Genomic DNA, 22,413 nt, shown 5'->3' on the forward strand with positions numbered 1-22,413 from the left:
AAAGCAGCCATTTCGGGCTGCTTTAAACTTATAGCTTAAGGCTTTTAAAACGGTAAATAAATCTGTGCACTGAGGCCACCTTCAGGGCGATTAAGCAGCTGTACTCGGCCGCCATGCATATCGACAATACGTTTAATTATCGCAAGACCTAAGCCACTGCCTTCGCTACCACGTGCCGCATCACCTTGTTTGAACGGTTCAAATACTGTTTCAAGTTCGCTTTCAGGAATACCCGGGCCGTGATCATTCACCACCACCATGGCAAACTTTTTATTACTGCTCACGCGAGTTTCAACTTCAATATCACCGTCTGAATAGCGAATTGCATTTTCAATCATATTGGTTACAACACGTTTTATTGCCACCGTGCTTACTGGCACTTCGCCTAAGCTTGGGTTTTCTTTAAAGGTAATAGTGCGATGATGCTTTTGCTCAGCTTCAACGACTTCTGAAACAATCGCATTTAAGTCTTCAAGTTCGAGTTCTTCGCGTTTGTGATGGCGTAAATATTCAATGAATTGATCGATAATAGCGTTCATATCTTCAATATCATGAATGATCCCTTCACGCAGGTAATCTTCATCATCCGACATCATTTCGGTCGCTAAACGAATCCGCGTAAGCGGGGTACGTAGGTCATGGGAAACACCTGCCATTAATAATCGGCGATCATTCTCAAGGGCAGCAATACCACGCGACATTTGGTTAAACGCTCGGGTTACTTCAATCACTTCTGTAGAGCCCTGCTCTTCTAGTTTGGTAGAAAAGTCACCTACCCCTACTTTAACAGCGGCTTGTTGCAGTGCTTTTAAAGGTCTATTTAGATGACGGGCAAACAACCAACCACCGAGTACACTTAAAAAGCCAATACTCGATAAATAAAAGGTTAAGAACTTTAGGTTGTTTTCTTGCAATCCGGTGAGCGGCACACGTACCCAATAACCTGGCGCTTGCGGAGCTTCAACCCAATACACAAGCGGATCGGTTTGGCTAATACGTACCCGCGCAGAGCCATTAAGCTCTTTCGACATGCTGCGCGATAGCATAGAGTACTCGCGAGTTTCAGCCAACCCTTCACGCATAGCTTGACGCTGGGTCATGACCTCAATGCCGGTGATCTCAAAAAACTTGTCAGAGGCTTCTTTGCTTACCTCCACTCCCTCTTCCCATTCAATAAACACGGTTTTAACCTGTTTTGAGAGAATAAGGTTTACTTGTTCTATCGTTGGTTTAACAACATAAAAACTGACTGTGATATAAGAGACTATTTGATTGATTAACAGCAGGGCCGCAACCAAAAATACCGTTTGTCCAAACGCACTACGTGGAAACATGCCCATTATTGTTATTTTTCACCATCTGGCACAAATACGTAGCCTAAGCCCCATACTGTTTGTATATAACGAGGATTAGCCGCATCAACTTCAATCATACGACGTAAGCGCGATACCTGAACATCGATACTGCGCTCAAGTGCACTGTAATCACGGCCACGTGCTAAGTTCATTAGCTTATCGCGACTAAGCGGTTCACGAGGATGTGTTACCAAGGCTTTCAATACAGCAAACTCCCCACTGGTTAACGACATTGTTTTGTCACCATGACTCATTTCGCGGGTCGCAAGGTTAAGAGTAAACTCACCAAAACTAATTTCGTTTTCTTCGGCAGCAGGCGCCCCCGGCACTTCTTTAGCACGACGACGTAAAATTGCTTTGATACGCGCAAGTAACTCACGTGGATTGAATGGTTTAGGAATATAATCATCTGCACCGAGCTCTAAACCAATGATGCGATCAACTTCATCGCCTTTTGCTGTGAGCATTACAATAGGAATGTCATTTTCTTTTTGACGTAAACGACGGCAAATTGAAAGACCATCTTCACCCGGCAACATTAAATCTAATACAATCAAGTGGAAGTTTTCGCGCTCTAGTAAGCGATCCATTTGCTCTGAATTTGCTGCTGTACGAACAATAAAACCTTGTTCTACAAGGTAACGCTCTAGCAAACTGCGTAAGCGCATATCATCATCAACAACCAATACTTTTGTCGTTTCGTGTCCCATAACTTTCATTCTTTTTGTAATATGTTACTTATTAATATAAATGAAAAAGTTAAGAATAAAAAACGAATTACGCGCTTAGATTGTTACTGAACATTTCAAAATCCTGCTCGACAAAGGGTATACTTTGCGGCTGGTTTTCTTTTTAGGCTGAATAAAATGGCAAAGACAAATTTAATAACCCGAGAAGGGTATCAGCAATTACAACAAGAACATGATTATTTATGGCATGAAAAACGCCCCGAAATTACCAAAATAGTGACTTGGGCAGCAAGTTTGGGCGACCGCTCTGAAAATGCCGATTATCAATTTAATAAACGTGTTTTACGACAAATCGATCGCAGAGTTCGTTATTTGCGCAAGCGTATGCCTGACCTTAAAATTGTTGACTACAACCCACAACAAGCTGGCAAAGTATTTTTTGGTGCTTGGGTCGAAATTGAAAACGAACAAGGCGAGACAAAACGCTTTCGTATTGTTGGCCCTGATGAAATTTACGAGCGTAAAGACTACATATCTATCGATGCACCAATGGCTCGGGCACTGCTTGGCAAGCAGGTCGATGATGACTTTACGGTAAACACGCCTGAAGGTACAAAAGAGTGGTTCATCAATGAGATAACCTATTCTGATGCAAAATAATTTTTCCCAGAAAATTCAGAAAGCGTTAATTAATGATTGTTTAGTCTAAAAATGTGATCTATAACTAAAGATACTCAAGATAAATCATTACTTGAGTTTTAGAAGGTAGTAATTATGTCAAACGCAATGCAACGCATAATAAGTAATGCAATTGTATTCGCACTTTTAATAAGTGTGAGTTTGATATCTTATGCCAACGATATAGAAAGCCACTCAGACAGTGTTACACCAACCGCACATTTTATTGCGTGTGATAGTGCAGACCCTGCCAATCTAGATACCGACCTAGACAAACATACACCTGCGTACATCGCCAATGTAGCCCAACCACTGCCAGATGCACGTGTTGTGTTGTATGCTCAACCTTGTAACAAGGCGTCTGTTTATAGCGCACACCAGCGAGGGCCACCTGCTTTTTAATTAACTCAAATTTTTCTATTTCAGTTTTATTAAAATGTATGGTGAACAAAATGAATAAATTCAAAGAATTACGTCTACAAGATATCTCTAATGGCGCATTATCTAATGCAGTAAATGAAGTTGAGCCAACACTAGATCTCACTTCTTCTGCACTTAAAGTACTTAATAGCTTTACTAAAAAAGACCCGCTTCGTGCCCACTATGGCACATCTATAGTTGATGCGTTAAAACAAACAAATAGTTGCTGTTCAGATTTTATTTTAGTGATTGATGGCGAAGATAAACTGCTCGGGATCACCTCTAGCGCAGACTTACAAAGCTCAAAGATTATGATTCTTGCGCAGCGTTTAAACTTACACCGTGATGAATTAACACTACACGATGTAATGACACCACTTAGCAATTTAGCGGGAGTAAGCTTGCAGAGCATCAGCTATGCATGTATTGGAGATGCACTGCAAACTATGGAGCATCAAGGTATGATGTTCTTATTAGTGACTAGCGCAAACCATGAAATTTGCGGTTTGATTTCTGCGCGAGAAATCGCTAAAAAACTCCATATTCCGGTCAATATCAATCCAATAGCTAACAGCTTCAGTGAAGTCATGCAGCAGATTGACCACCCACACTAACGCCTAAAACCAGCGTTGTGTAAAACTATTTTTGCGGGCCTTAAAAGCAGTGCTTTTAAGGCCTTCTTATTGTGATATTATTCAGGCAATTAATCTTCAGTTTTACTGATTTTCTATTTCTAAAAAGGTTTATGCATGAGCAATATCTCTGCACGCTTAGCGACCGAGCTAAATGCCCAGCAAACACAAGTTGTTGCTGCAATCAAATTACTTGATGAAGGTGCCACAGTCCCTTTTATCGCCCGTTATCGTAAAGAAGTAACTGGTGGTCTAGACGACACACAATTACGTTTACTTGAACAACGTTTATCTTATTTACGCGAATTAGAAGAACGCCGCAGTTTTATTCTTGCCACCATTGAAGAACAAGGCAAATTAACAGCAGAGCTAAATGCTGATATTAATAACGCTGACAGTAAAACTGAGCTTGAAGATTTATATTTACCGTTCAAGCCTAAGCGTCGCACGAAAGGTCAAATTGCTATTGAAGCCGGCATTGAGCCGCTTGCCGATGCATTATTTAATGATCCAAACCTCGATCCAGAACAACTCGCAGCTGATTACATAAATGCTGATGCAGGCTTTGCTGATAGTAAGGCTGTACTTGATGGCGCTAAATTTATTCTGATGGAACGCTTTGCAGAAGATGCTAAGTTATTGGCTAAATTCCGCAGCCACATCTCACAGCATGGTCAAATAGAAAGCACAATAATAGCAGGCCAAGAAAATAATGGCGCTAAGTACCGCGACTACTTTGAGCATCAAGAGCCACTTAAGAAAGTACCATCACACCGTGCACTTGCTATGCTTCGTGCTCGCAATGAGGGGGTTTTACAACTCAGTATCAACCCTGAACCAAGCGCAGAAAACCCAGCCCAAGTGTGCGCACAGATGATTGCCGATCATTATCGCTTAGATGTAAGCAACTCTGCTGCAAGTAGCTGGCTGATGAGTGTGGTGCAATGGGCGTGGAAGATTAAATTAAGCCTTCACCTTGAGAATGAGTTTTTAGGCGCAATGCGTGAAAAAGCTGAAACTGGCGCAATTGACGTTTTTGCGAAAAACTTAAAAGATTTATTAATGGCTGCACCTGCAGGCCCGCGTACTACTCTAGGTCTTGATCCTGGTTTACGTACAGGTTGTAAAATTGCCGTTGTAGACAGCACAGGTAAGCTTTTAACCACGCAAACCATTTTCCCTCATGCACCCCAAAACCACTGGGAAAAATCATTACGTACCTTAGAGCAGTTATGTCGCCAGCACAAAGTTGAGCTAATCGCCATCGGTAATGGAACAGCTTCACGTGAATCTGATAAGTTAGTTGCTGAACTTATCAAAGCGAACAGTGAACTTAAACTAAATAAAATCATGGTCAGTGAAGCGGGTGCATCTGTTTATTCAGCGTCTGAATTTGCTGCCAACGAGTTCCCTAACCTTGATGTTTCACTGCGTGGTGCGGTGTCAATTGCGCGTCGCTTACAAGACCCTCTTGCTGAGCTGGTAAAAATTGAGCCTAAATCAATCGGTGTGGGCCAATACCAGCACGACGTATCACAAAGCCAGCTAGGACAAACTCTAACATCCGTTGTAGAGGACTGTGTAAACTCAGTAGGTGTAGATTTAAATATGGCCTCGGTGCCACTACTTACTCGCGTATCGGGCTTAAATAAAACGTTAGCACAAAATATTGTTAGCTACCGTGATGCGAATGGTTCATTTAGCAAACGCTCTGAACTGAAAAAAGTAGAGCGTTTAGGGCCAAAAGCCTTTGAACAAGCGGCTGGTTTCTTACGTATCACTAATGGTACAGATCCTCTTGATAAGTCATCTGTTCACCCTGAAGCTTATCCGGTTGTTAAACGCATCTGCGAAAAGAACAACCTCGATGTAAATAGCTTAATTGGTAACTCTGATATCTTAAATAAACTGGTTGCTAACGACTACACAGACGAAAAGTTTGGTTTACCAACAGTTACCGATATTATTAAAGAGCTTGATAAACCGGGTCGTGACCCGCGTCCTGAGTTTAAAACAGCTGAATTTAAAGCCGGTGTTGAAACCATCAACGACCTAAAACCAGGAATGATTCTAGAAGGTGTAGTGTCGAATGTTGCGAACTTCGGTGCCTTTGTTGATGTGGGTGTTCACCAAGACGGTTTAGTGCATATTTCTGCTATTACCAACAAGTTCATCTCAGATCCACGCGAAGTAGTTAAAGCTGGCGATATTGTTAAAGTAAAAGTACTTGAAGTAGATGCAGCACGCAAACGTATCAGCTTTACTATGCGTTTAGACGATAATGTTGATACTAGTAATAAAGCAGCACCAGCTAGCAAACCTAAGCCAGCTGCGAAAGCGAAAAGTGCAGCACCTAAACAAAAACGTGATTTTGGTAATGCAGCAATGGGTAATGCCTTTGCTGATGCATTTGCCAATGCAAAAGTGAAAAAATAATACCCTATAGGTGTAAATCGATAATAAAAAACCGCGTGAGTTAACTTACGCGGTTTTTTAATTTAAGAAGCTTAAATAAAAGCAGAGAACTGATTTTGATTAGTGGGCGAGGTAGCTGCTTGATAAAAATTAGCAATACGTGCGGCACGCTCATCTACTTCAATATCACGCTTTGCTGTTTTTGTTTCACTGCTTTGAGTTGCGCTATCTTCGGCATACTCACTGTTTATTTTGAAGGTCGATTTGCCTGAGTCAGCATCGCCATCAGCTGATTGGCTGGCAAGCTCAGCCTGCGCTGCCATAAGCTTTTGTGTGGCATCTGCAGCAATTGAGCGATCAGCACTTGAAGGCTCTTGTGGTGCAAGTGCCGCTGCACGCACCGTCTGCATTTTTTCGATTGTGGCTTGTGGGTCACCTTTTATTTCAGCAACATCAATTTGCACCTCGCCGCCAACAGCATAGTTTGTACCATCGGGGCCACGTTGATACTCGTAGCTAGGAGAGCCCGCATACTGCCCCCCTACTGTGGCATGCGCTTGCTCATGAATACGCACTTCGGTATCACGCGCTTTTAATTCTTTTATTTGTTCAGCGTCTTGTTGCTCTTGCTCAGCAACCTTTTGCTCTTTTTTCTGTTCTTGTTTAGCGTCTTGTTCTGATTGCTCAGGATCGCCTTGTTCACTGCCTTGTTGACGCTCTTCAATCACTTTATCTTCTGATAAACGACCTTTGGCATCATAAGTACCAGCCTCAGAACCCGGTTGCTTGGTTTTATCACCATCACTAAGCGTTTTATTTTCGGCATTACTTGGTTTAGTAGCAGCAGGTGGCGGGATTACTTCACGTAACTGATTATCACGGCGAGCACTTTCGGTGTGCACATTCGCCGTGTTGATATTAATCGAGGGAAACGGAGTAACGATATTCATAAGTGCTAAACTTTGATATCAATTAACGTACCCAGCACTTCATCAGCAGTTTGAATGGTGTTGATGTTTGCTTTTGCATTAAATTCTTCAACTTTCAAATTAACAAGCGACTCATCGATTGGGGCAGGTTGTGAAACTGGCGGAGTTACAGCTTCATTTGGAGTTGCCGCTTGTAATTGGCGTTGTTGAGCTAGTTGGGCATCATCTTGCTGATCAATTGAGGCACGGCTAATCTCAGCGCTCGCCTTTTCGATACCTTGGCTTGCACGGTTATAACCTTCTACCGCATTATTAAAAACAGAACTGATTGGCATAACACCCTCCAACAGTGAGATTCACTTGTTAAGTATCGCTCATAAAACGAGCAAAATAAAGCTAAATCCCGCTATTTTTGTGGCCTACGGCCGAGTTTAAATTAACACATTGATTTCAGTGCTGTTATAAATGCTTTTTTATGGGAGATAAATGGGGCATGTGATGCTTTATCTAATACTTCATACTCAAACTCAGGCTGTAAAGCATGCATTTTTTCAATTGCTCGATAAGGAACCAGTGAATCTAAGCGACCAAAAATGCCACATACTGGCACACTTAGCTCAGCAAACAGTGAGCGTAAATCGTCATGCTGCAAAATTTCTAAACCTGCGCTTAAAGCCTGCTCTTGTGGTGCTGGATACTGATTTAATAAAGTTTTTAGTTGTTTAATATCGTCACGGGCCGATTCACTGCCCATCGCCTGGATTGCTAAAAATCGCTCAATGGTTTTTTCGCGGTGACTAACAAGTTGCTCTTTGAAGGTATTTAATACATTCGGTTTAATACCTGGCCAGTCATTCTGCTCGGCAAAGAAAGGCGTTGATGCAACAAGCACAACTTTAGCCACCTTTTCTGGCCAATGAGCTGCAATGTACAAAGCAAATAATCCACCTAATGACCATCCAACGAGTAATGACCCTTCATTCAATTGCTCACTAAGTTGCTCAGCAGCGGCATGCAAGGTGTAAGGGGCTGGGCAGTTTTGTGCATTACCAAATCCCGGTAAATCCAAGCAACGAACCTCACCATCATGGAAAAATTCCAGTTCAGGCATTATTACTTGCCACACGCCTTGGTTCATTCCCCAACCATGTAGTAACACCATATCATTTTGCATATTTCATCATTCCGGACCACACTTAGCGCTCATGATAGCGTTTAAAGGAATGAATGCAATGTCTCGTTTAACTCATGCTTTAAAACTAGGTTTAGACACATTATTTCCAAACTTTTGTATTGGCTGTAACAGCCATATTAATCCTAACCATGCTTTATGCAGTTATTGTTTGCAAGATCTAAGCTTATTTGATTTAGAACGCCACCCAAACCTGTTACACAGACCTGATGTCTGTGATGCTTTTCCTGACTGTCAGTTTGACCACTTAATTGCCTGCGCTTGGTACCAAGTGCCCTTAAATCAATGGTTAAAGCAGTTAAAATTTAATAACCAACAGTATTATAAGATTGCTCTACAACAAATCATTAGCCAGCAACTTGCAGTTGCTCGCAAAGTAAATATCCACTGGCCAGACGCTTTTATTATAATGCCCTTACATAAACAGCGATTTTTAACCCGTGGCTTCAACCAAGTCAGTCAAACATGGTTGCCTGTACTCCAAACACAAAATGAGCCTATTATTTCGCCTCTTCAAAAGCTAAAAGCTACAAAAGCACAATCAAAGCTCAGTAAAACGAACAGAATTAAAAACTTAAAGGGTGCGTTTATTTGCCAGCAGGATTTGTCTGCAAAAACCGTGGCAATCATTGATGATGTGATGACCTCTGGCGCAACTTTAAATGCAGCGACTGAGGTCATTAAAGAAGCCGGAGCTAAACAGGTGTGGGCTATGCTTACCTGCTTAACTCCGTTAGGTGCACATTAAAGGTGATTAGTCAGCTGAGGCATAGAATGCGTTACCAAAAAATAATGCATTGCTCAGTAAGCGACTAGTGCCGTACCAGTAACCACGAAATACTGGGTTATCAGTCATACCAATGACACTACCCTTACCGTATGAGTGTGCAATCAGTCCTGCTGCACCCGCTACTTGCTCCACGTTTACGTCATCAGTAAAGCCAGCTAAAAGCGGCTTGTCTGTGTAAGTAAGTACGTTAACAAAAGGTGCGTCTGATTTCTCAAGCAACCAAGTGCTATTCTTAAATACAGGTAATGTATTACGGTTCAGCGAATACGTCAGTGGGTGAGATAAGTCCACTGAAGTATTAAAAATTGCACCCGCAATACGCTGACGACCAGCGAGGTCATCCTTATCAGCATAGGTAAGCCCTGTTGTATCAAAGGCGCTGGCTACATCACGACGAGATAAGTAATTAGCCTTTAATAATTGTTGATCGGCTAGGAACTTAGCTCCGCCTTTGTGTCCCCAAATAACTCCGCCTTTACGAACCCACGACTTAATTGCCACTTTCGTTGCATCATCAAGACGGTTGTAATTACCGTGCGCTAGAATGATATGGCTGTAGTTTTCAAGATCAATATCATCAAGACGTTGCATTTCAACAATGCTTGGCGCTGTGCCAACGAAACGGTCTAGGTAATACCATACCTCGCCAAGCTCATACTGGCTGCTCCCTTCACCACCGACTAATAGCACTTTCGGCGCTTTCACTACCGCCATTGAACGAGAGCCCAAGTCAGCACCTTTCACCGTTAAGCCTGAACTAATTGGTGTAATTTCAATGCCAAACTCGTTTTGTGCTTGGTTTAAATAGCTAACCCAGTTGCTATCTGTTTGCAGACCTGCAGGCACAAGGATACTTCCAGGCTCAAAAGCAATCTCACCCATAGGCGTTTTTGCTGTGAGTGGGCTTAATGCCACACGCGCTTTGACACCTTGTTCGAGTAAGCTATTAAGCATTTTTGGCGCTAAATAATCATCCCATTTGAATGCATAAGCATAGCTTTGTGGTAATGCTGCATAGCTTGATTTTACAGGCTGTTGCCAAGGCTCTTTAGCAACATTTAAGCCCCAATTGCTGCTTACTTTTGCAAACTCTAGATTGAAAGCATGCGCAAGAGTCCAGCCAGATACATCATAAAACGTGTTATCGACAAAACGCTGTTGCTCACTAAAAATCGCTTTAATTAAACGAAATTGCGGCTGTGCTAATGGCACATAGTAACTTTTTTCAGAAAAGCTTTGACCATTTACTTTTAACGGCTCTTCGAGCACATACGCATTAATTTGATGTTGCTTCAATAAATCAAGGAAGTACTGCATGCGACTCGTATCAGCACCACCTTTAACAACATAACCTTTGAAGTCTTCATCGCCAGCAAGATCTATCGCTTTGTTGTAAAATTTGGCTTGATAATCAAGTAAGTCAGCACGGTTATCAATCGCCGCTTGGAACGTCGACAAGCTAGTTAATAACTGATTTTTAATCGTAAACGGAAAACTTAACGGGCCGTTGATGGTTTCTTGTAAGTGACCACGTGAGCTTGCTTGTTCAAATAAAATACCTACACCGCCATTTACGTCTGGGTAAGTTGAGCCTTTACCATAGTAAAAGTCATCAAAGCTTTCTTCAGTGAAGTAAAGCGCATTATGCTCATCAAGTGTCTTTGCATGATAATTTGCAATTGCTTTAGTCAGCGTAACGTTTTCTTCAGGCGTGATTGGGTGTTTACGAGTTGGGATCCCTGGCTGAAAAAAATACGTGCTATTCGGGCCCATTTCGTGGAAGTCAGTCAGAATATTTGGCTTCCACTGGTGAAACTGTGCGATACGTGCACGTGATTCAGGGTGTTGCAGCAATAACCAATCACGGTTTAAATCAAACAAGTAATGGTTAGTACGACTGCTTGGCCAGCTTTCAATATGCTCGCGAGTTTGTGGATCTGATGACAACTTCATACCACGGTTGCTGTTTGCCCAATTTGCAAAACGCGCTAAGCCATCAGGATTTAATGATGGGTCGAGCAAAATAACCGTGTTATTCAGTAAGGTGTCAATTTCTGGCCCTTGTGCAGCGGCCAAATAATAGGCAACCAATAGCGATGCATTGCTACCTGATGATTCATTGCCATGTACGCTGTAACCCATCCAAACAACCGCTGGCTGTTTGCTTGAGTCTGTAGCACCACCATTTAAACGCGCTAAATGAGCTTTACGAATAGATTCAACTTGGCCTAGCTTGTCTGGTGCAGTAATCGTTAACATCACCAGCGGACGTTGCTCGTGAGTGCGACCAATTACTTTAAAGTTCATTCGGTCACTTTTTTCGGCCAGAATTTTCATATATTGCACAAGCTGATCATGTCGCACATGCCACTCACCCACCTCGTAACCTAGTACCTGCTCAGGGGTAGGAATATTTGGGTCAAATTTCACATCTTGTTCAAAGTAATAAGAAAGAGGTTTTGCTAATGCGCTAACGCTCACTAGCATAGTTAATATTGTTATTATAAAACGCATAGATAGCACCCATAATTATTTGATGTTTTAACGCTACCATTCGATAAAATAGATGCAACTTTTTACGCTCAACACTGGCGACAACACGATGAGCGGAGTATGATAGGCAGTATCCGAGTAATTTAGTCAAGTATAGTCCGTTTTATGATCTCTATTTCTGAATCTGCACAATCTCATTTTGCTAAACTTTTAGCAGACCAAGCTGAACAAACTAACATTCGTGTTTTTGTTGTAAATCCAGGTACTTCGCAGGCTGAGTGTGGTGTTTCTTACTGCCCTGAAGACGCCGTTGAAGCGACTGATATTCGTCTACCATTTAATGGTTTTGATGCCATTGTTGATGCTGAAAGTGCCCCTTTCTTAGAAGAAGCTGAAATCGATTTTGTAACTGACAAAATGGGTACTCAGTTAACACTTAAAGCACCAAATGCAAAAGCACGTAAACTTAGCGATGATGCGTCATTACAAGAGCGTGTACAACACATGCTTGAAACTGAAGTGAACCCACAGCTCGCTAACCACGGCGGCCAAGTTAGCCTAGTAGAAATTACTGCTGACGGCATTGCAGTACTGCAATTTGGCGGTGGCTGTAACGGTTGTTCAATGATTGATGTCACACTAAAAGAAGGCATCGAAAAAGAAATGATTGCCAAGTTTGATGAAATCAATGGTGTAAGAGACATCACTGATCACCAATCTGGTGAGCATTCTTACTACTAACCGGTCTCTAAAGCATGCTTAAAAAGTGGGTATTTCGCTTAGGTAGCGACCCCAAGTTAAGCTTAAAACGCTTTCTTCGCGGCCTAGCACTCTTTGTGCTAGCCGTGATTTTTATTGCCATAGGCTACTATGGACCCGCATTTTTTCAATTAATCGGCTTAATCGTATTAGCAATAGCTTTATTCTTTGCTGGTTGGGGTTACCTAGGCATTTTTGCCAACCGCTTTGCGCAAGTTTTGGAACGCTCATCCCCAAAAGATCATGACCCTGATTTGTGGAAATAATTTACTCTAATAATTGCTGGTTGTTGACAATTTTACGGTAGCGAAACCAAAGAGTTAATCCGCGCATTAGCATGAAGCTAGTCATCGCAAACCATAAACCATGATTTTGCCAGCTACTCACTAACCAAAACAGCCCGAAAAAGCCCACTACAGCACTAAATAGCATAGTGTTACGCATGTCTTTGGCACGGGTTAACCCCACAAATACGCCATCAAATAAGAAACACCCCATCGCCGCAATAGGCAATATAATTACCCAAAGCAAGTAATCCGTTGCCATTTCAATAACTTCTGGAACATCGGTAAGTAAGCGAATAATAGCCTCGCCAAATAGTAAAAATATAAGGCTATAAAACAGCGCAAATAACCCGCCCCAAAATAAGCTCAAGTTAACCCATAATTGAATTTGCTTAGCGCTGTGCTCACCTTTAGCCTTGCCGACCTTTGCCTCACTCGCATAAGCAATACCATCTAGTGCAAAGCTCACCAACATTAAAAAGTTTAGCAAAACAGCATTAGCTGCCAAGGTTGTTTCGCCGATACGTGCGCCATAAAAAGTCATAAAACTAAAACACAATTGCAGTGCTAGTGAGCGAATAAAAATATCACGATTTAAGCTCACTAAATCAAGTAACTTAGCAACACTTAACCAGGCTTTCACTGAGAGGTTAACACCTTGTTTTTTAGCTAGTTGTGCAACTAACATAAGTGCAAAAGCAAGCGCAATATAATCAGCAATTAAAGATGCCCACGCAGCTCCTGCAACGCCCCAATCAAGAAACACTACAAAATAAATATCAAGCACGATATTGGTTATGTTGGTAATAAGTAATAAATAAAATGGCCCCCGACCATAATGCACTCCTAACATCCAACCAAGTAACACCAAATTACATAAGGCGGCAGGTGCACTAAAAATACGAATCGAAAAATAGCTATTTGCTTGTTCTAAAACAGCTTCATTGGCATTTGATAAATATGCCATCAAGGATTGAATAGGTATACTCAGCGCTATTAATATCAGCGCAACCGCTGTTGCTAGTAGCAAGCTGCGCTTTAATAGCTCAGCAAGTAAGCTGTGATCGTGTTTTCCATAGGCCTGTGCAACCAAACCTGTGGTACTCATGCGTAAAAAGCCTGCTAGCCAAAATAATAACGAGATAACTGCTGAACCGAGTGCTATACCTGCCAAATAGTGAGCGCTTCCTAGATGACCGATTACAGCAGTATCAACTAAACCTAACATTGGCACGGTAATATTTGATAAAATCATCGGACCGGCTAATAACAGTAAACTTTTATGGTGTGCCTTATGACGTTTAAGAAAATGTTTCATGTAGTATTTGCAGTCCTGTTAGGTTTATCTTTGCGTGCCCTTGGCGCAGTCATTCTACAGTATCATCACGTCAGTGAAAGCCTTCCTGCGGTAACCAGTGTCAGCAGCGAAACATTCACTGAACACATGCAATATTTAAAAGACAATAACTTCAAAGTTATTCCATTAAATGACCTCATCACCTCGTTACAAGCGGGACACCCTTTAACAGATAAAACTGTCGCTATTACCTTCGATGATGGCTATAAAAACAATTACGAAGAAGCTGCTCCTATCTTAGAAAAGTTTGGCTATCCGTATACTATTTTCGTAAACCCTGAACTTATTGATGAAGGCAAAAGCTATGTGATGACCTGGCAACAGCTAAAAGAGCTATCAAGTAAAGGCGCCTTAATTAGCAACCACACGCAAACTCATAATTACTTGCATCGCAAACAGCCAGACGAAACTGAGCAAGCATGGCTTGCGCGTACTAAGAACGACATTCTATCTGCCCAGCAGCGCATAAAAGAAGAAATTGGTCATGATTATAAATACCTTGCTTACCCTTATGGCGAGTTTAATAATTCATTACAGCAGTTAGTTAAATCACTCGGGTTTGTTGGTATAGGTCAGCATTCGGGTGCTGTAGGGATCCATTCTGACTTTACTCGATTACCACGTTTTCCGGCATCAGGCTTTTATTCAAAGCTTGATACGCTTGCCACTAAACTCGACTCACAAGCATTCACTATCAAACAGCTTACCTACTCAGATAGTGTGACAGACGAAAACCCACCTAGTTTAACGATGCAATTTGATATGCAAGATTTTCATAAAAGTCAGTTTGCTTGTTATGTTTCAGGTATTGGCCAAGCAGATTTAGCTTGGCTTAGCAAAGATACGGTGAAGATCACCTCACCTGAAAAACTGAAAAAAGGTCGCTCTCGCTTTAACTGCACAGCCCCTTCAATCGCGAAAAAAGGCAGCTATTATTGGTTTTCACAACCTTGGGTTATCACGCAGTAATAGCCTGTTTCAGCATTTGTGCCGTCACTTTATCAAGGCGCACAACTTCATGAGCCGCATTGAGCTCCACTGCGGCTTTTGGCATTCCCCACACCACTGACGACAATTCATCTTGTGCAATTGTATAAGCACCCGCTTGTTTTAACGCCAGTAAGCCTTGAGCGCCATCACTTCCCATACCGGTTAGCAATGCTGCAACAGTTACTTTAGGGCAAGCTATAACAAGTGAATTAAACAACACATCGACAGCTGGACGATGGCGATTTACCAGCTCATTAGCATCGAGTTGGCAATATAGAGCGCTGCCTTTTTTAACAACACTTAAATGCTGATCGCCCGGTGCAATATAAGCCCAACCCGGCTTTAATTTATCACCCTGTTCAGCTTCTTTGACGTTAATTTTACACGTTCGATCCATACGCATCGCAAATGAGGTACTAAATACCGGCGGAATATGTTGAGTGATCACTATGGGTGGGCAATTTTCTGGCATACGAACCAGCACTTCTTTAATTGCTTCGGTTCCCCCTGTTGAAGCGCCAATTGCCAAAACAGCATTCTGTTTAAACTGCAAAGAAGTTAAAGATTTATCATCTTCCACCTTTTGCGCTTTAAAGGTACGTACTCTGGCAGAAGCCGCTGTGCGTACTTTTTGTTGTAATAAGTGAGCGTAGCGTTGAATATTTTCTGATACATTTGCAGTTGGTTTTGCAATAAAGTCGACCGCACCAATCTCTAGTGCTTCAAGTGTAATTGGCGAGCCTTTTTGAGTTAGGGTAGAGATCATCACAACAGGCATAGGACGTAGGCGCATTAAGTTTTTTAAAAAACTCAACCCATCCATTTTTGGCATTTCTATATCAAGTGTTAATACATCAGGATTTAGCCGTTTAATAGAATCTCGTGCCTGATAAGGATCTTCTGCAACACCAACAACCTGAATATCATCGGCTTGTTCCAGTACTTCCTTGAGCAAACCACGGATCAAAGCAGAATCATCAACAATGAGTACTTTGATCATATGCGCTCCTAAAATAATTCAATATTCGTTTCAGCATCTTGATGCTCAATATCGTGTAAGTATTTAATTTCACGTTTTTCAAGCTTATCAGAATGTAATTCACGCATTTTTTTCACCTGCGCTGAACCTGTTTGTGGATTAAATAATACTTTTCGAGGCCAAGGGCCACCCACATCATGAGATACTAAATCTAATCCTTCCTCAAGTATATAGGCATTTGCAAAACGAATATTGCCCACCCCTATGTCTGTCATTGAGCGAATAATTTTACCGCCACCGAACAGTTTGACTTTTAAATTACGTTTTGAAGCACCATTTTTCAAGATTTCATTGATCAGATACTCCATTGCCCAGTTACCATAGCGACAATTTAAGCTATGTGCATTCGCTGGGTCGACCCCTTTTTCCATTGGCAACATAAAGTGATTCATGCCACCTATGCCGAGTCCTTCATCATAAATACATGCGGCAATACATGAACCAAGCACCGTGGTAATCAGTTCATCTGTTTTTGATACATAAAACTCGCCAGGCAAAACCTTTGCGACCACTTTTTGTCTCTGGTTATCCCAAAATCGTTTAACATGCTCGAAACCAGGTAACACAGGTTTAAAATGATTGCTCATAGACCACCTTTTAGATAAATCGTCTGGCCTAAATTCTTAAACTCTTTGTGATCCTTACCCAGTGTTTCCGAATGCCCCAGGAATAAATGGCCTGAGTCGGTCAGTAGGTCATAATAACGCTTGAACAGCGTATCTTTTGTTGGTTTATCAAAATAGATAACCACGTTTCGGCAAAAAATAACATCAAATGGTCCCTTCATTGGCCAACCTTGAAGTAAATTTAACCTTTTGAAAAATATGTTTTTTTGTAGCTCTGGCTTAACTTTGTATAACTGCCCATCATGACTTTTTAAAAACCAGCGCTTTAGTTGAGCTTTCTCTAAACCATTAACATTCGACGCTGTGTATGTTCCCGCTTGAGCTTTGGCTAATACGTTCGAGTCAAGATCAGTGGCTAGTATTTTCACATCCCAATCAGAAGGAAACAAACCACTTAATGTCATTGCAATAGTGTATGGCTCTTCCCCCGTTGAACACCCAGCAGACCAAACACGTACACGTTTATGCTTAGCATTACTCACAAGTAGTTTTGGAACAATGGTGTTTTTTAAATAGTTAAAGTGGTGGGGCTCACGAAAAAAAGACGTTAGATTAGTGGTTATCGCATTAATAAACTCGCTAAACTCTCGTTCTTTATTTTCTTCAAGAAAGTCTAAATATTCTTTAAAGCTTTTTAGTTTATGATGTCGGATTCGTCTGGCTAAGCGCGAGTAAACCATCTCGCGCTTATGCTCGGCCAAAACAATGCCACAAGCATCATAAACTTGCGACGAAATAGCTTTAAAGTCACTATCTGTTAATAAAAACTCTTTCATGTTTTTGACCCTGCAGCCTAGACATTAGATACACTACATAACCTAATTTTTTCTGTTAATAGGGAAGAGTATTAGAACTCTTCCCACTCATCGCTAGGGTCAACAAAGTTATTGCCTTTCGGTGCTGGACGTACAGGCGAGTTCGATTGCTTAACCGCAGGTGCTGCACTTACTCGACTCGAGACATCTACCTCTTCTTTCGATAACGAGAAGAAGTTTAATAAGCGTCGCATGTCATTTGCTTGTTCTGCCATTGATTCCCCTGCCGCAGATGCTTGCTCAACTAAGGCAGCATTTTGCTGAGTCATCTCGTCCATTTGTGTAATTGCTTTATTAACTTGCTCAATGCCAGAGCTTTGCTCTTCTGATGCTTGAGCAATATCAGAAATCATCGCAGTCACTCGTTGCACCGCTGTGACAATTTCTTGTAATGTTGAACCTGACTCATTAACGAGTAATGTACCGTCTTCAACTTTTCCAACACTGTCTCGGATCAATTCTTTAATTTCTTTTGCAGCCGCTGCAGAGCGCTGCGCTAGATTACGAACTTCACCTGCAACAACTGCGAAGCCTCGACCTTGCTCACCTGCACGTGCAGCTTCAACAGCAGCATTCAATGCGAGTAAATTTGTTTGGAAAGCGATTTCATCAATAACACTAATGATATCTGCAATTTTCTTACTTGATTCGTTAATTGCAGACATACTCACTACAGCACGGTTTACAACTTCACCGCCTTTTTGTGCTTTCGTGCGTGTTTCTTCTGCCAGCTCGTTCACTTCTTTTGCGTTATCCGCATTTTGGCGAACCGTACTGGTCATCTCTTCCATACTAGATGCTGTTTCTTCAAGTGATGAAGCTTGCTCTTCAGTTCGTTGACTTAAATCAGCATTACCTTGTGAGATTTCTTCTGCGCCACTTGCAACCAGAGTTGCTGAGGTATTAATGCGATTAATCACTTCAGTAAGCTTATCAGCCGTGGCATTTGCATCACGTTTTAGCTTCTCAAATGAACCTTGGTAGTCTTGCTCAATACGTTTTGATAAGTCACCATTCGCCATGGCATCCAGCATATTGCCTGTATCTTTAACTGCATCATCAACAATGCTTACAAGGCTATTTAAACCTTGCGCTAACCGTAAGAAGAAGCCTTGTTTACCCGTCTCTTCAACACGGGCTTCTAAGTCACCTTTACCTGCAGCAGAAACAAGACCCGCAATCTCTTTTTCAATCGCGACTTCAGCCGTTCTATCTTCCCACTCAACAACAGTACCAATACGCTCATTTTCAGGAGTGAAAATAGGGTTCGCAACCAAACCAAAGGTGCGACCACCGACTTGAATTTCCGTACTGTAAGTACTGCTTAATTTAGCTAGCATGTTGCGTTGATGTGCCGGATTTTTGTGAAATACATCAATATTTTGACCAATCAAATTATTGCTGTTGAAATTCGGCAAGTCTTTCCGTAAATCACTTTCTGCGATTTTCATCATATTAAGAACGGCCTCGTTCATATAAATGATGTTATTCCCAGAGTCTGCAATCATAGTGTTAGTAGCTACACGGTCAAGTGCACGACGTACGCGCAAATTCTCTTCCGCTTCACGTTTTTCAGCTTCGGCTTTATTCACTCGATCAGTGATATCTTGCCATTCAACAATTGTTCCTAAACGCTTACCTGATGCACTTAACCAAGGCGTTGCAATCAGGCTAAAAATAAGACCAGCCAAACGTAACGTTGTTTTATAAGGTTCTTTTAATGATTTCAATAACTCACGTTGATGGCTTGGCTGTTTATGAAAATCGTCAACACATGTACCGATTAAGTTAGCCACTGAAAAGCTTGGCAGCACTGTCTGTAAGGTCGACTCGCGTGCTTGTAGCATTTGTTTTACTTGCTCATTCACGAATATAATTTTTAGATCGTTATCGGCAATCATCACATTCGCTTGGCATACTCGTAATGCATTAGACAGATCAGCATCACGTTTCGATTGTTTTTCTAACTCTTTCTGTGCGGAGATATCGGTTGCAAATTTGATGACTTTGATGACATTGCCGTTACCATCAATAATCGGGTTATATGTGGCTTGAATCCAGATTTCTTTGCCACCTTTACCAAAACGTTTGAATTCGTCAGAAATAAATTCACCGTTTCGTAAGCGCTGCCAAAACTGCTGGTACTCAGGGCTTTTTGATTCATCATCAGCGACAAATATAGCATGATGTTGTCCCTGAATTTCTTCAAGTCGATAGCCCATTACGCTTAAAAAATTAGCATTGGCTGTGATAATCGATCCTGTCGGCTGAAATTCAATTACTGCAAGCGACTTGTTTAGTGCCGTAACAATTAAATCATTGCTCGACTCAACATTTTTAGGACTGCTAAACCAACCCATACCCTTCACCTTCTTGTTAATCTACCCAGTTAAATGTCCATTGTTTTTTGTAGGTCCAATAGCGCAACCATTTTCTCACCCACATTGACCAAACCCGCAACATATTGCGCATTATCTGAGTCTGACAAATGCGGCACCGCTTTAGCTTCATGCTCAGCAATGCTATAGACATCCGAAACAGCATCGACAACGATGCCCATAATTTTACTCGCGTTTTCTAACTTTACTTTTAAAACAATAACAACAGTCAATGGCCCATACTCAATGGCTGGAATACCAAAGCGAAGTCGCAAATCGATAATAGGCACTATGGTGCCGCGCAAATTGATTACCCCTTTAACAAAATCTGGGGAGTTAGGGATTACAGTGATCTCTTCCCAACTGCGAATTTCTTGCACCGTTAAAATATCAACTCCGTACTCTTCTTCAGCCATAAAGAAAGTTAGAAACTGTTTTACATCTTGATTTTGTTCTAAATTAAGCTTGTTATGCAGGTCATCGTGCTGTGCTATCATGATGCCTCCAAATTCGCTTTTGACTCGATGATTAATTCTTGGCTGCCAGGTTTTCTCAGTCCTGACAATTTAATTAAGCCACTAATATCTACAATTAATGAAACTCGACCATCGCCCAAAATTGTTGCCCCTGAGACACCATCTACTTTTTGATAATTAGCCTCTAAACTTTTTATAACGACTTGTTGTTGCGACAATAAGTCATCAACTAACAAGCCCACTTTTTGGTTATCGCTTTCTACAACCACCAGCAAGGTCTTATCCAACGTTTCAATCGCTCCTTGGTGATTAAATATGTTGTACAACCGTAAAATAGGAATGTATTCATCACGTAAGCGCAATACGTCGAGATCTTTCCCAACTCGGCTAACTTTTGTGATATCTATTTGCAGTGACTCGATAATCGAAATCAGTGGAATAATATAAGTGTGCTCGGCAACACGTACTAATTGCCCATCGAGAATTGCTAACGTCAATGGCAAGCGAATTGTGAAGGTTGAACCAACACCTGGGGCAGATGACACTTCAACAGAGCCACTCAGTGCTTCAATATTGCGACGTACAACATCCATACCCACACCACGGCCAGACAAATCACTCACTTGATCTGCGGTGGAAAAGCCAGGTAAAAATATAAGCTCATTAACTTCATTGTCAGATAAATCATCTGATTCTGAGATCAGACCATTTTTAATCGCTTTTTCACGTATTTTGGTAGTATTTAGGCCTTGTCCATCATCCATAATCTCAATCACAATATTACCACCTTGATGAAACGCATTAAGTGTCACGGTACCAACAGGATCCTTACCTGCCGCAACACGTTTATCTACGGTTTCTAAGCCATGATCAAGAGAGTTTCTTACGAGGTGGACCATAGGATCAGACAGCTTTTCCATCACTGTTTTATCAAGCTCGGTTTGTTCACCAAGTAATTTCAATTCAACCTGTTTATCAAGCTTTTGTGAGATATCTCGAACCAAGCGCGGAAAGCGACTAAATACAAAACTAATCGGTAACATGCGAATACGCATGACGTTTTCTTGTAAATCACGTGTGTTATGTGCCAATTGAGCCAAACCTTCTTGCAACGAGGCGATCGTTGCTTCGGTTATCTCCTGCTCACCAAGCTGGCTTAACATAGCTTGTGTGATAACTAACTCACCCACCATATTGATGAGTGAATCAACTTTGTCGATACCAACCCGTATAGACGTTGACTCTGCATTTGCGGTCGCCGTTTTTACTGGCGCCGCTTTTTTAGCATCAGTACTTGCTTTAGCAATCGGTTCAACTGTGTTGGTGTTCGTTTCCTTTGCCGGCTCACTTGCTGATGATGGCTCTACCTCAGCACCAAACAAACCCCCACACAGTGTAATAGAGATATCGGCATCATCTTCGACCCACTCAAAGATTTCTTCAATACTGCTTTGCTCTTTGTCTGTGGTTAAGAAGAATCGCCAGGCTAAAAAGCAATCTTCTGGTGCGTAATTAGTAATGTCGGGAATACCATCTTGAAAAGCATGTGTTTCAAGCTCACCAAGTTCAGCTAACTCGCTGATCATATAAAGAGGTTCATTACCCGTTTTGAATAAATGATGATGGGGTTTAAAGTCGATTTGGTAAGTATTAAAGCTGCTTTCGGCAACTGTTTCTTCGACTTGTTCCGATGCCTGACTCGCTGCACGCATACCAAGGATTTCTTCAAATTTTATTCGAAGTTCATCCGCTTCCGCTAAATCAGGTTGTTGTTCAGCTTGTAAGGCTCTGAGTAATGCACGTAAACAATCGACTGACTTTAGGAGTAAATTAACATGTTCCGCTGTTAAGTCTCGTGTACCTTCACGTATTTGATCTAACAGAGTTTCTAGGACATGAGTAAAATCTGCAACAGCACTAAAACCAAAAGTACCACTACCTCCTTTAATTGAATGCGCGGCACGGAAAATGGTATTTATAGTTTCCTGATCTTCTTCGCCGGGAACCAAGTTTAATAACTCAGCTTCCATCGCATCAAGTCCTTCAAAGCTTTCTTCGAAGAACACTTCAAAAAATTGGCTTAGATCTATACTCAT

Annotated in this window: 21 protein-coding genes; 8 read left to right on the plus strand and 13 right to left on the minus strand. The window is 41.6% G+C overall.

Annotated elements, in window-relative coordinates; all coding sequences use genetic code 11:
* Nucleotides 1–44: 44 nt before the first annotated feature.
* Both envZ and ompR read right to left on the minus strand, forming a co-directional pair.
* Nucleotides 45–1,340, minus strand: coding sequence for a two-component system sensor histidine kinase EnvZ (envZ, locus tag L1267_RS08590; protein WP_135922885.1), 1,296 nt, complete (start codon nt 1,338–1,340; stop codon nt 45–47).
* Between the two features lie 5 nt (nt 1,341–1,345).
* On the minus strand, nt 1,346–2,065 hold the full coding sequence (gene ompR, locus L1267_RS08595; RefSeq protein ID WP_063702407.1) for an osmolarity response regulator transcription factor OmpR: 720 nt from the start codon (nt 2,063–2,065) through the stop codon (nt 1,346–1,348).
* A gap of 156 nt (nt 2,066–2,221) precedes the next feature.
* Between ompR and greB the strand changes: the two genes are divergently transcribed.
* The 4 genes from greB to L1267_RS08615 all read left to right on the plus strand — a co-directional run bounded on the left by greB (nt 2,222) and on the right by L1267_RS08615 (nt 6,210).
* Nucleotides 2,222–2,704 (plus strand): transcription elongation factor GreB, encoded by a 483-nt coding sequence (greB, locus tag L1267_RS08600; protein ID WP_235382579.1) that lies wholly within the window; start codon nt 2,222–2,224, stop codon nt 2,702–2,704.
* Nucleotides 2,705–2,818: 114 nt separating this feature from the next.
* Nucleotides 2,819–3,124, plus strand: a complete 306-nt coding sequence (locus tag L1267_RS08605; RefSeq protein WP_135922887.1) for a hypothetical protein — start codon at nt 2,819–2,821, stop codon at nt 3,122–3,124.
* A gap of 50 nt (nt 3,125–3,174) precedes the next feature.
* Nucleotides 3,175–3,756: a hypothetical protein gene (locus L1267_RS08610; RefSeq protein WP_135922888.1), complete on the plus strand. Its 582-nt coding sequence runs from the start codon at nt 3,175–3,177 to the stop codon at nt 3,754–3,756.
* Nucleotides 3,757–3,891: 135 nt separating this feature from the next.
* A complete protein-coding gene (locus L1267_RS08615) occupies nt 3,892–6,210 on the plus strand; it encodes a Tex family protein (protein ID WP_235382580.1) in 2,319 nt (772 codons plus the stop codon).
* A 71-nt stretch (nt 6,211–6,281) separates the two neighbouring features.
* On the opposite strand, the gene L1267_RS08620 is transcribed toward L1267_RS08615, so the two are convergent.
* The 3 genes from L1267_RS08620 to bioH all read right to left on the minus strand — a co-directional run bounded on the left by L1267_RS08620 (nt 6,282) and on the right by bioH (nt 8,292).
* Nucleotides 6,282–7,139, minus strand: coding sequence for a putative metalloprotease CJM1_0395 family protein (locus tag L1267_RS08620; protein WP_235382581.1), 858 nt, complete (start codon nt 7,137–7,139; stop codon nt 6,282–6,284).
* A 5-nt stretch (nt 7,140–7,144) separates the two neighbouring features.
* Nucleotides 7,145–7,453 carry a hypothetical protein gene (locus tag L1267_RS08625; RefSeq protein ID WP_054554434.1) on the minus strand — a complete coding sequence of 103 codons (309 nt, stop codon included), beginning with the start codon at nt 7,451–7,453 and terminating at the stop codon, nt 7,145–7,147.
* Between the two features lie 101 nt (nt 7,454–7,554).
* On the minus strand, nt 7,555–8,292 hold the full coding sequence (gene bioH, locus L1267_RS08630) for a pimeloyl-ACP methyl ester esterase BioH (RefSeq protein WP_135922891.1): 738 nt from the start codon (nt 8,290–8,292) through the stop codon (nt 7,555–7,557).
* Nucleotides 8,293–8,350: 58 nt separating this feature from the next.
* On the opposite strand from bioH, the gene L1267_RS08635 reads away from it, so the two are divergent.
* A complete protein-coding gene (locus tag L1267_RS08635; RefSeq protein WP_235382582.1) occupies nt 8,351–9,058 on the plus strand; it encodes a ComF family protein in 708 nt (235 codons plus the stop codon).
* Between the two features lie 6 nt (nt 9,059–9,064).
* Here L1267_RS08635 and L1267_RS08640 read toward each other — a convergent pair whose 3' ends face one another.
* Nucleotides 9,065–11,614 carry a M14 metallopeptidase family protein gene (locus L1267_RS08640; protein WP_235382583.1) on the minus strand — a complete coding sequence of 850 codons (2,550 nt, stop codon included), beginning with the start codon at nt 11,612–11,614 and terminating at the stop codon, nt 9,065–9,067.
* Nucleotides 11,615–11,758: 144 nt separating this feature from the next.
* Between L1267_RS08640 and nfuA the strand changes: the two genes are divergently transcribed.
* Both nfuA and L1267_RS08650 read left to right on the plus strand, forming a co-directional pair.
* On the plus strand, nt 11,759–12,334 hold the full coding sequence (gene nfuA / locus L1267_RS08645; protein WP_063702428.1) for a Fe-S biogenesis protein NfuA: 576 nt from the start codon (nt 11,759–11,761) through the stop codon (nt 12,332–12,334).
* A gap of 14 nt (nt 12,335–12,348) precedes the next feature.
* Nucleotides 12,349–12,618, plus strand: coding sequence for a hypothetical protein (locus tag L1267_RS08650; protein WP_138558530.1), 270 nt, complete (start codon nt 12,349–12,351; stop codon nt 12,616–12,618).
* Nucleotide 12,619: 1 nt separating this feature from the next.
* Here L1267_RS08650 and dinF read toward each other — a convergent pair whose 3' ends face one another.
* The gene (gene dinF / locus L1267_RS08655) at nt 12,620–13,954 is read right to left on the minus strand and encodes an MATE family efflux transporter DinF (RefSeq protein ID WP_235382584.1); all 1,335 of its coding nucleotides are present in this window, start codon (nt 13,952–13,954) and stop codon (nt 12,620–12,622) included.
* Here dinF and L1267_RS08660 point away from each other — a divergent pair.
* Nucleotides 13,931–14,962 (plus strand): polysaccharide deacetylase family protein, encoded by a 1,032-nt coding sequence (locus L1267_RS08660; protein ID WP_235382585.1) that lies wholly within the window; start codon nt 13,931–13,933, stop codon nt 14,960–14,962. The genes dinF and L1267_RS08660 overlap by 24 nt on opposite strands.
* Here the strand turns inward: L1267_RS08660 and L1267_RS08665 are convergent.
* From L1267_RS08665 to L1267_RS08690, 6 genes are all read right to left on the minus strand, one after another.
* Nucleotides 14,952–15,983 (minus strand): protein-glutamate methylesterase/protein-glutamine glutaminase, encoded by a 1,032-nt coding sequence (locus tag L1267_RS08665; RefSeq protein WP_135922896.1) that lies wholly within the window; start codon nt 15,981–15,983, stop codon nt 14,952–14,954. The genes L1267_RS08660 and L1267_RS08665 overlap by 11 nt on opposite strands.
* An 8-nt stretch (nt 15,984–15,991) precedes the next feature.
* Nucleotides 15,992–16,609, minus strand: a complete 618-nt coding sequence (gene cheD / locus L1267_RS08670) for a chemoreceptor glutamine deamidase CheD (RefSeq protein WP_135922897.1) — start codon at nt 16,607–16,609, stop codon at nt 15,992–15,994.
* On the minus strand, nt 16,606–17,424 hold the full coding sequence (locus L1267_RS08675; protein WP_135922898.1) for a CheR family methyltransferase: 819 nt from the start codon (nt 17,422–17,424) through the stop codon (nt 16,606–16,608). Before L1267_RS08675 ends, cheD begins: the two co-directional genes overlap by 4 nt.
* Nucleotides 17,425–17,495: 71 nt before the next feature.
* Entirely contained in the window at nt 17,496–19,823 is a 2,328-nt protein-coding gene (locus L1267_RS08680) for a methyl-accepting chemotaxis protein (RefSeq protein ID WP_235382586.1), read from the minus strand.
* A 29-nt stretch (nt 19,824–19,852) separates the two neighbouring features.
* The gene (locus L1267_RS08685; protein WP_135922900.1) at nt 19,853–20,338 is read right to left on the minus strand and encodes a chemotaxis protein CheW; all 486 of its coding nucleotides are present in this window, start codon (nt 20,336–20,338) and stop codon (nt 19,853–19,855) included.
* A complete protein-coding gene (locus tag L1267_RS08690; protein ID WP_235382587.1) occupies nt 20,335–22,413 on the minus strand; it encodes a chemotaxis protein CheA in 2,079 nt (692 codons plus the stop codon). Before L1267_RS08690 ends, L1267_RS08685 begins: the two co-directional genes overlap by 4 nt.

The sequence above is a fragment of the Pseudoalteromonas sp. OFAV1 genome, assembly GCF_021532595.1.
GTDB classification, from domain to species: domain Bacteria; phylum Pseudomonadota; class Gammaproteobacteria; order Enterobacterales; family Alteromonadaceae; genus Pseudoalteromonas; species Pseudoalteromonas lipolytica_C.

Coding starts and splice junctions, on each gene's coding strand:
- envZ (WP_135922885.1), bottom strand. CDS start 1,340: ATGGGCATGTTTCCACGTAGTGCGTTTGGACAAACGGTATTTTTGGTT.
- ompR (WP_063702407.1), bottom strand. CDS start 2,065: ATGGGACACGAAACGACAAAAGTATTGGTTGTTGATGATGATATGCGC.
- greB (WP_235382579.1), top strand. CDS start 2,222: ATGGCAAAGACAAATTTAATAACCCGAGAAGGGTATCAGCAATTACAA.
- L1267_RS08605 (WP_135922887.1), top strand. CDS start 2,819: ATGTCAAACGCAATGCAACGCATAATAAGTAATGCAATTGTATTCGCA.
- L1267_RS08610 (WP_135922888.1), top strand. CDS start 3,175: ATGAATAAATTCAAAGAATTACGTCTACAAGATATCTCTAATGGCGCA.
- L1267_RS08615 (WP_235382580.1), top strand. CDS start 3,892: ATGAGCAATATCTCTGCACGCTTAGCGACCGAGCTAAATGCCCAGCAA.
- L1267_RS08620 (WP_235382581.1), bottom strand. CDS start 7,139: ATGAATATCGTTACTCCGTTTCCCTCGATTAATATCAACACGGCGAAT.
- L1267_RS08625 (WP_054554434.1), bottom strand. CDS start 7,453: ATGCCAATCAGTTCTGTTTTTAATAATGCGGTAGAAGGTTATAACCGT.
- bioH (WP_135922891.1), bottom strand. CDS start 8,292: ATGCAAAATGATATGGTGTTACTACATGGTTGGGGAATGAACCAAGGC.
- L1267_RS08635 (WP_235382582.1), top strand. CDS start 8,351: ATGTCTCGTTTAACTCATGCTTTAAAACTAGGTTTAGACACATTATTT.
- L1267_RS08640 (WP_235382583.1), bottom strand. CDS start 11,614: ATGCGTTTTATAATAACAATATTAACTATGCTAGTGAGCGTTAGCGCA.
- nfuA (WP_063702428.1), top strand. CDS start 11,759: ATGATCTCTATTTCTGAATCTGCACAATCTCATTTTGCTAAACTTTTA.
- L1267_RS08650 (WP_138558530.1), top strand. CDS start 12,349: ATGCTTAAAAAGTGGGTATTTCGCTTAGGTAGCGACCCCAAGTTAAGC.
- L1267_RS08660 (WP_235382585.1), top strand. CDS start 13,931: ATGACGTTTAAGAAAATGTTTCATGTAGTATTTGCAGTCCTGTTAGGT.
- dinF (WP_235382584.1), bottom strand. CDS start 13,954: ATGAAACATTTTCTTAAACGTCATAAGGCACACCATAAAAGTTTACTG.
- L1267_RS08665 (WP_135922896.1), bottom strand. CDS start 15,983: ATGATCAAAGTACTCATTGTTGATGATTCTGCTTTGATCCGTGGTTTG.
- cheD (WP_135922897.1), bottom strand. CDS start 16,609: ATGAGCAATCATTTTAAACCTGTGTTACCTGGTTTCGAGCATGTTAAA.
- L1267_RS08675 (WP_135922898.1), bottom strand. CDS start 17,424: ATGAAAGAGTTTTTATTAACAGATAGTGACTTTAAAGCTATTTCGTCG.
- L1267_RS08680 (WP_235382586.1), bottom strand. CDS start 19,823: ATGGGTTGGTTTAGCAGTCCTAAAAATGTTGAGTCGAGCAATGATTTA.
- L1267_RS08685 (WP_135922900.1), bottom strand. CDS start 20,338: ATGATAGCACAGCACGATGACCTGCATAACAAGCTTAATTTAGAACAA.
- L1267_RS08690 (WP_235382587.1), bottom strand. CDS start 22,413: ATGAGTATAGATCTAAGCCAATTTTTTGAAGTGTTCTTCGAAGAAAGC.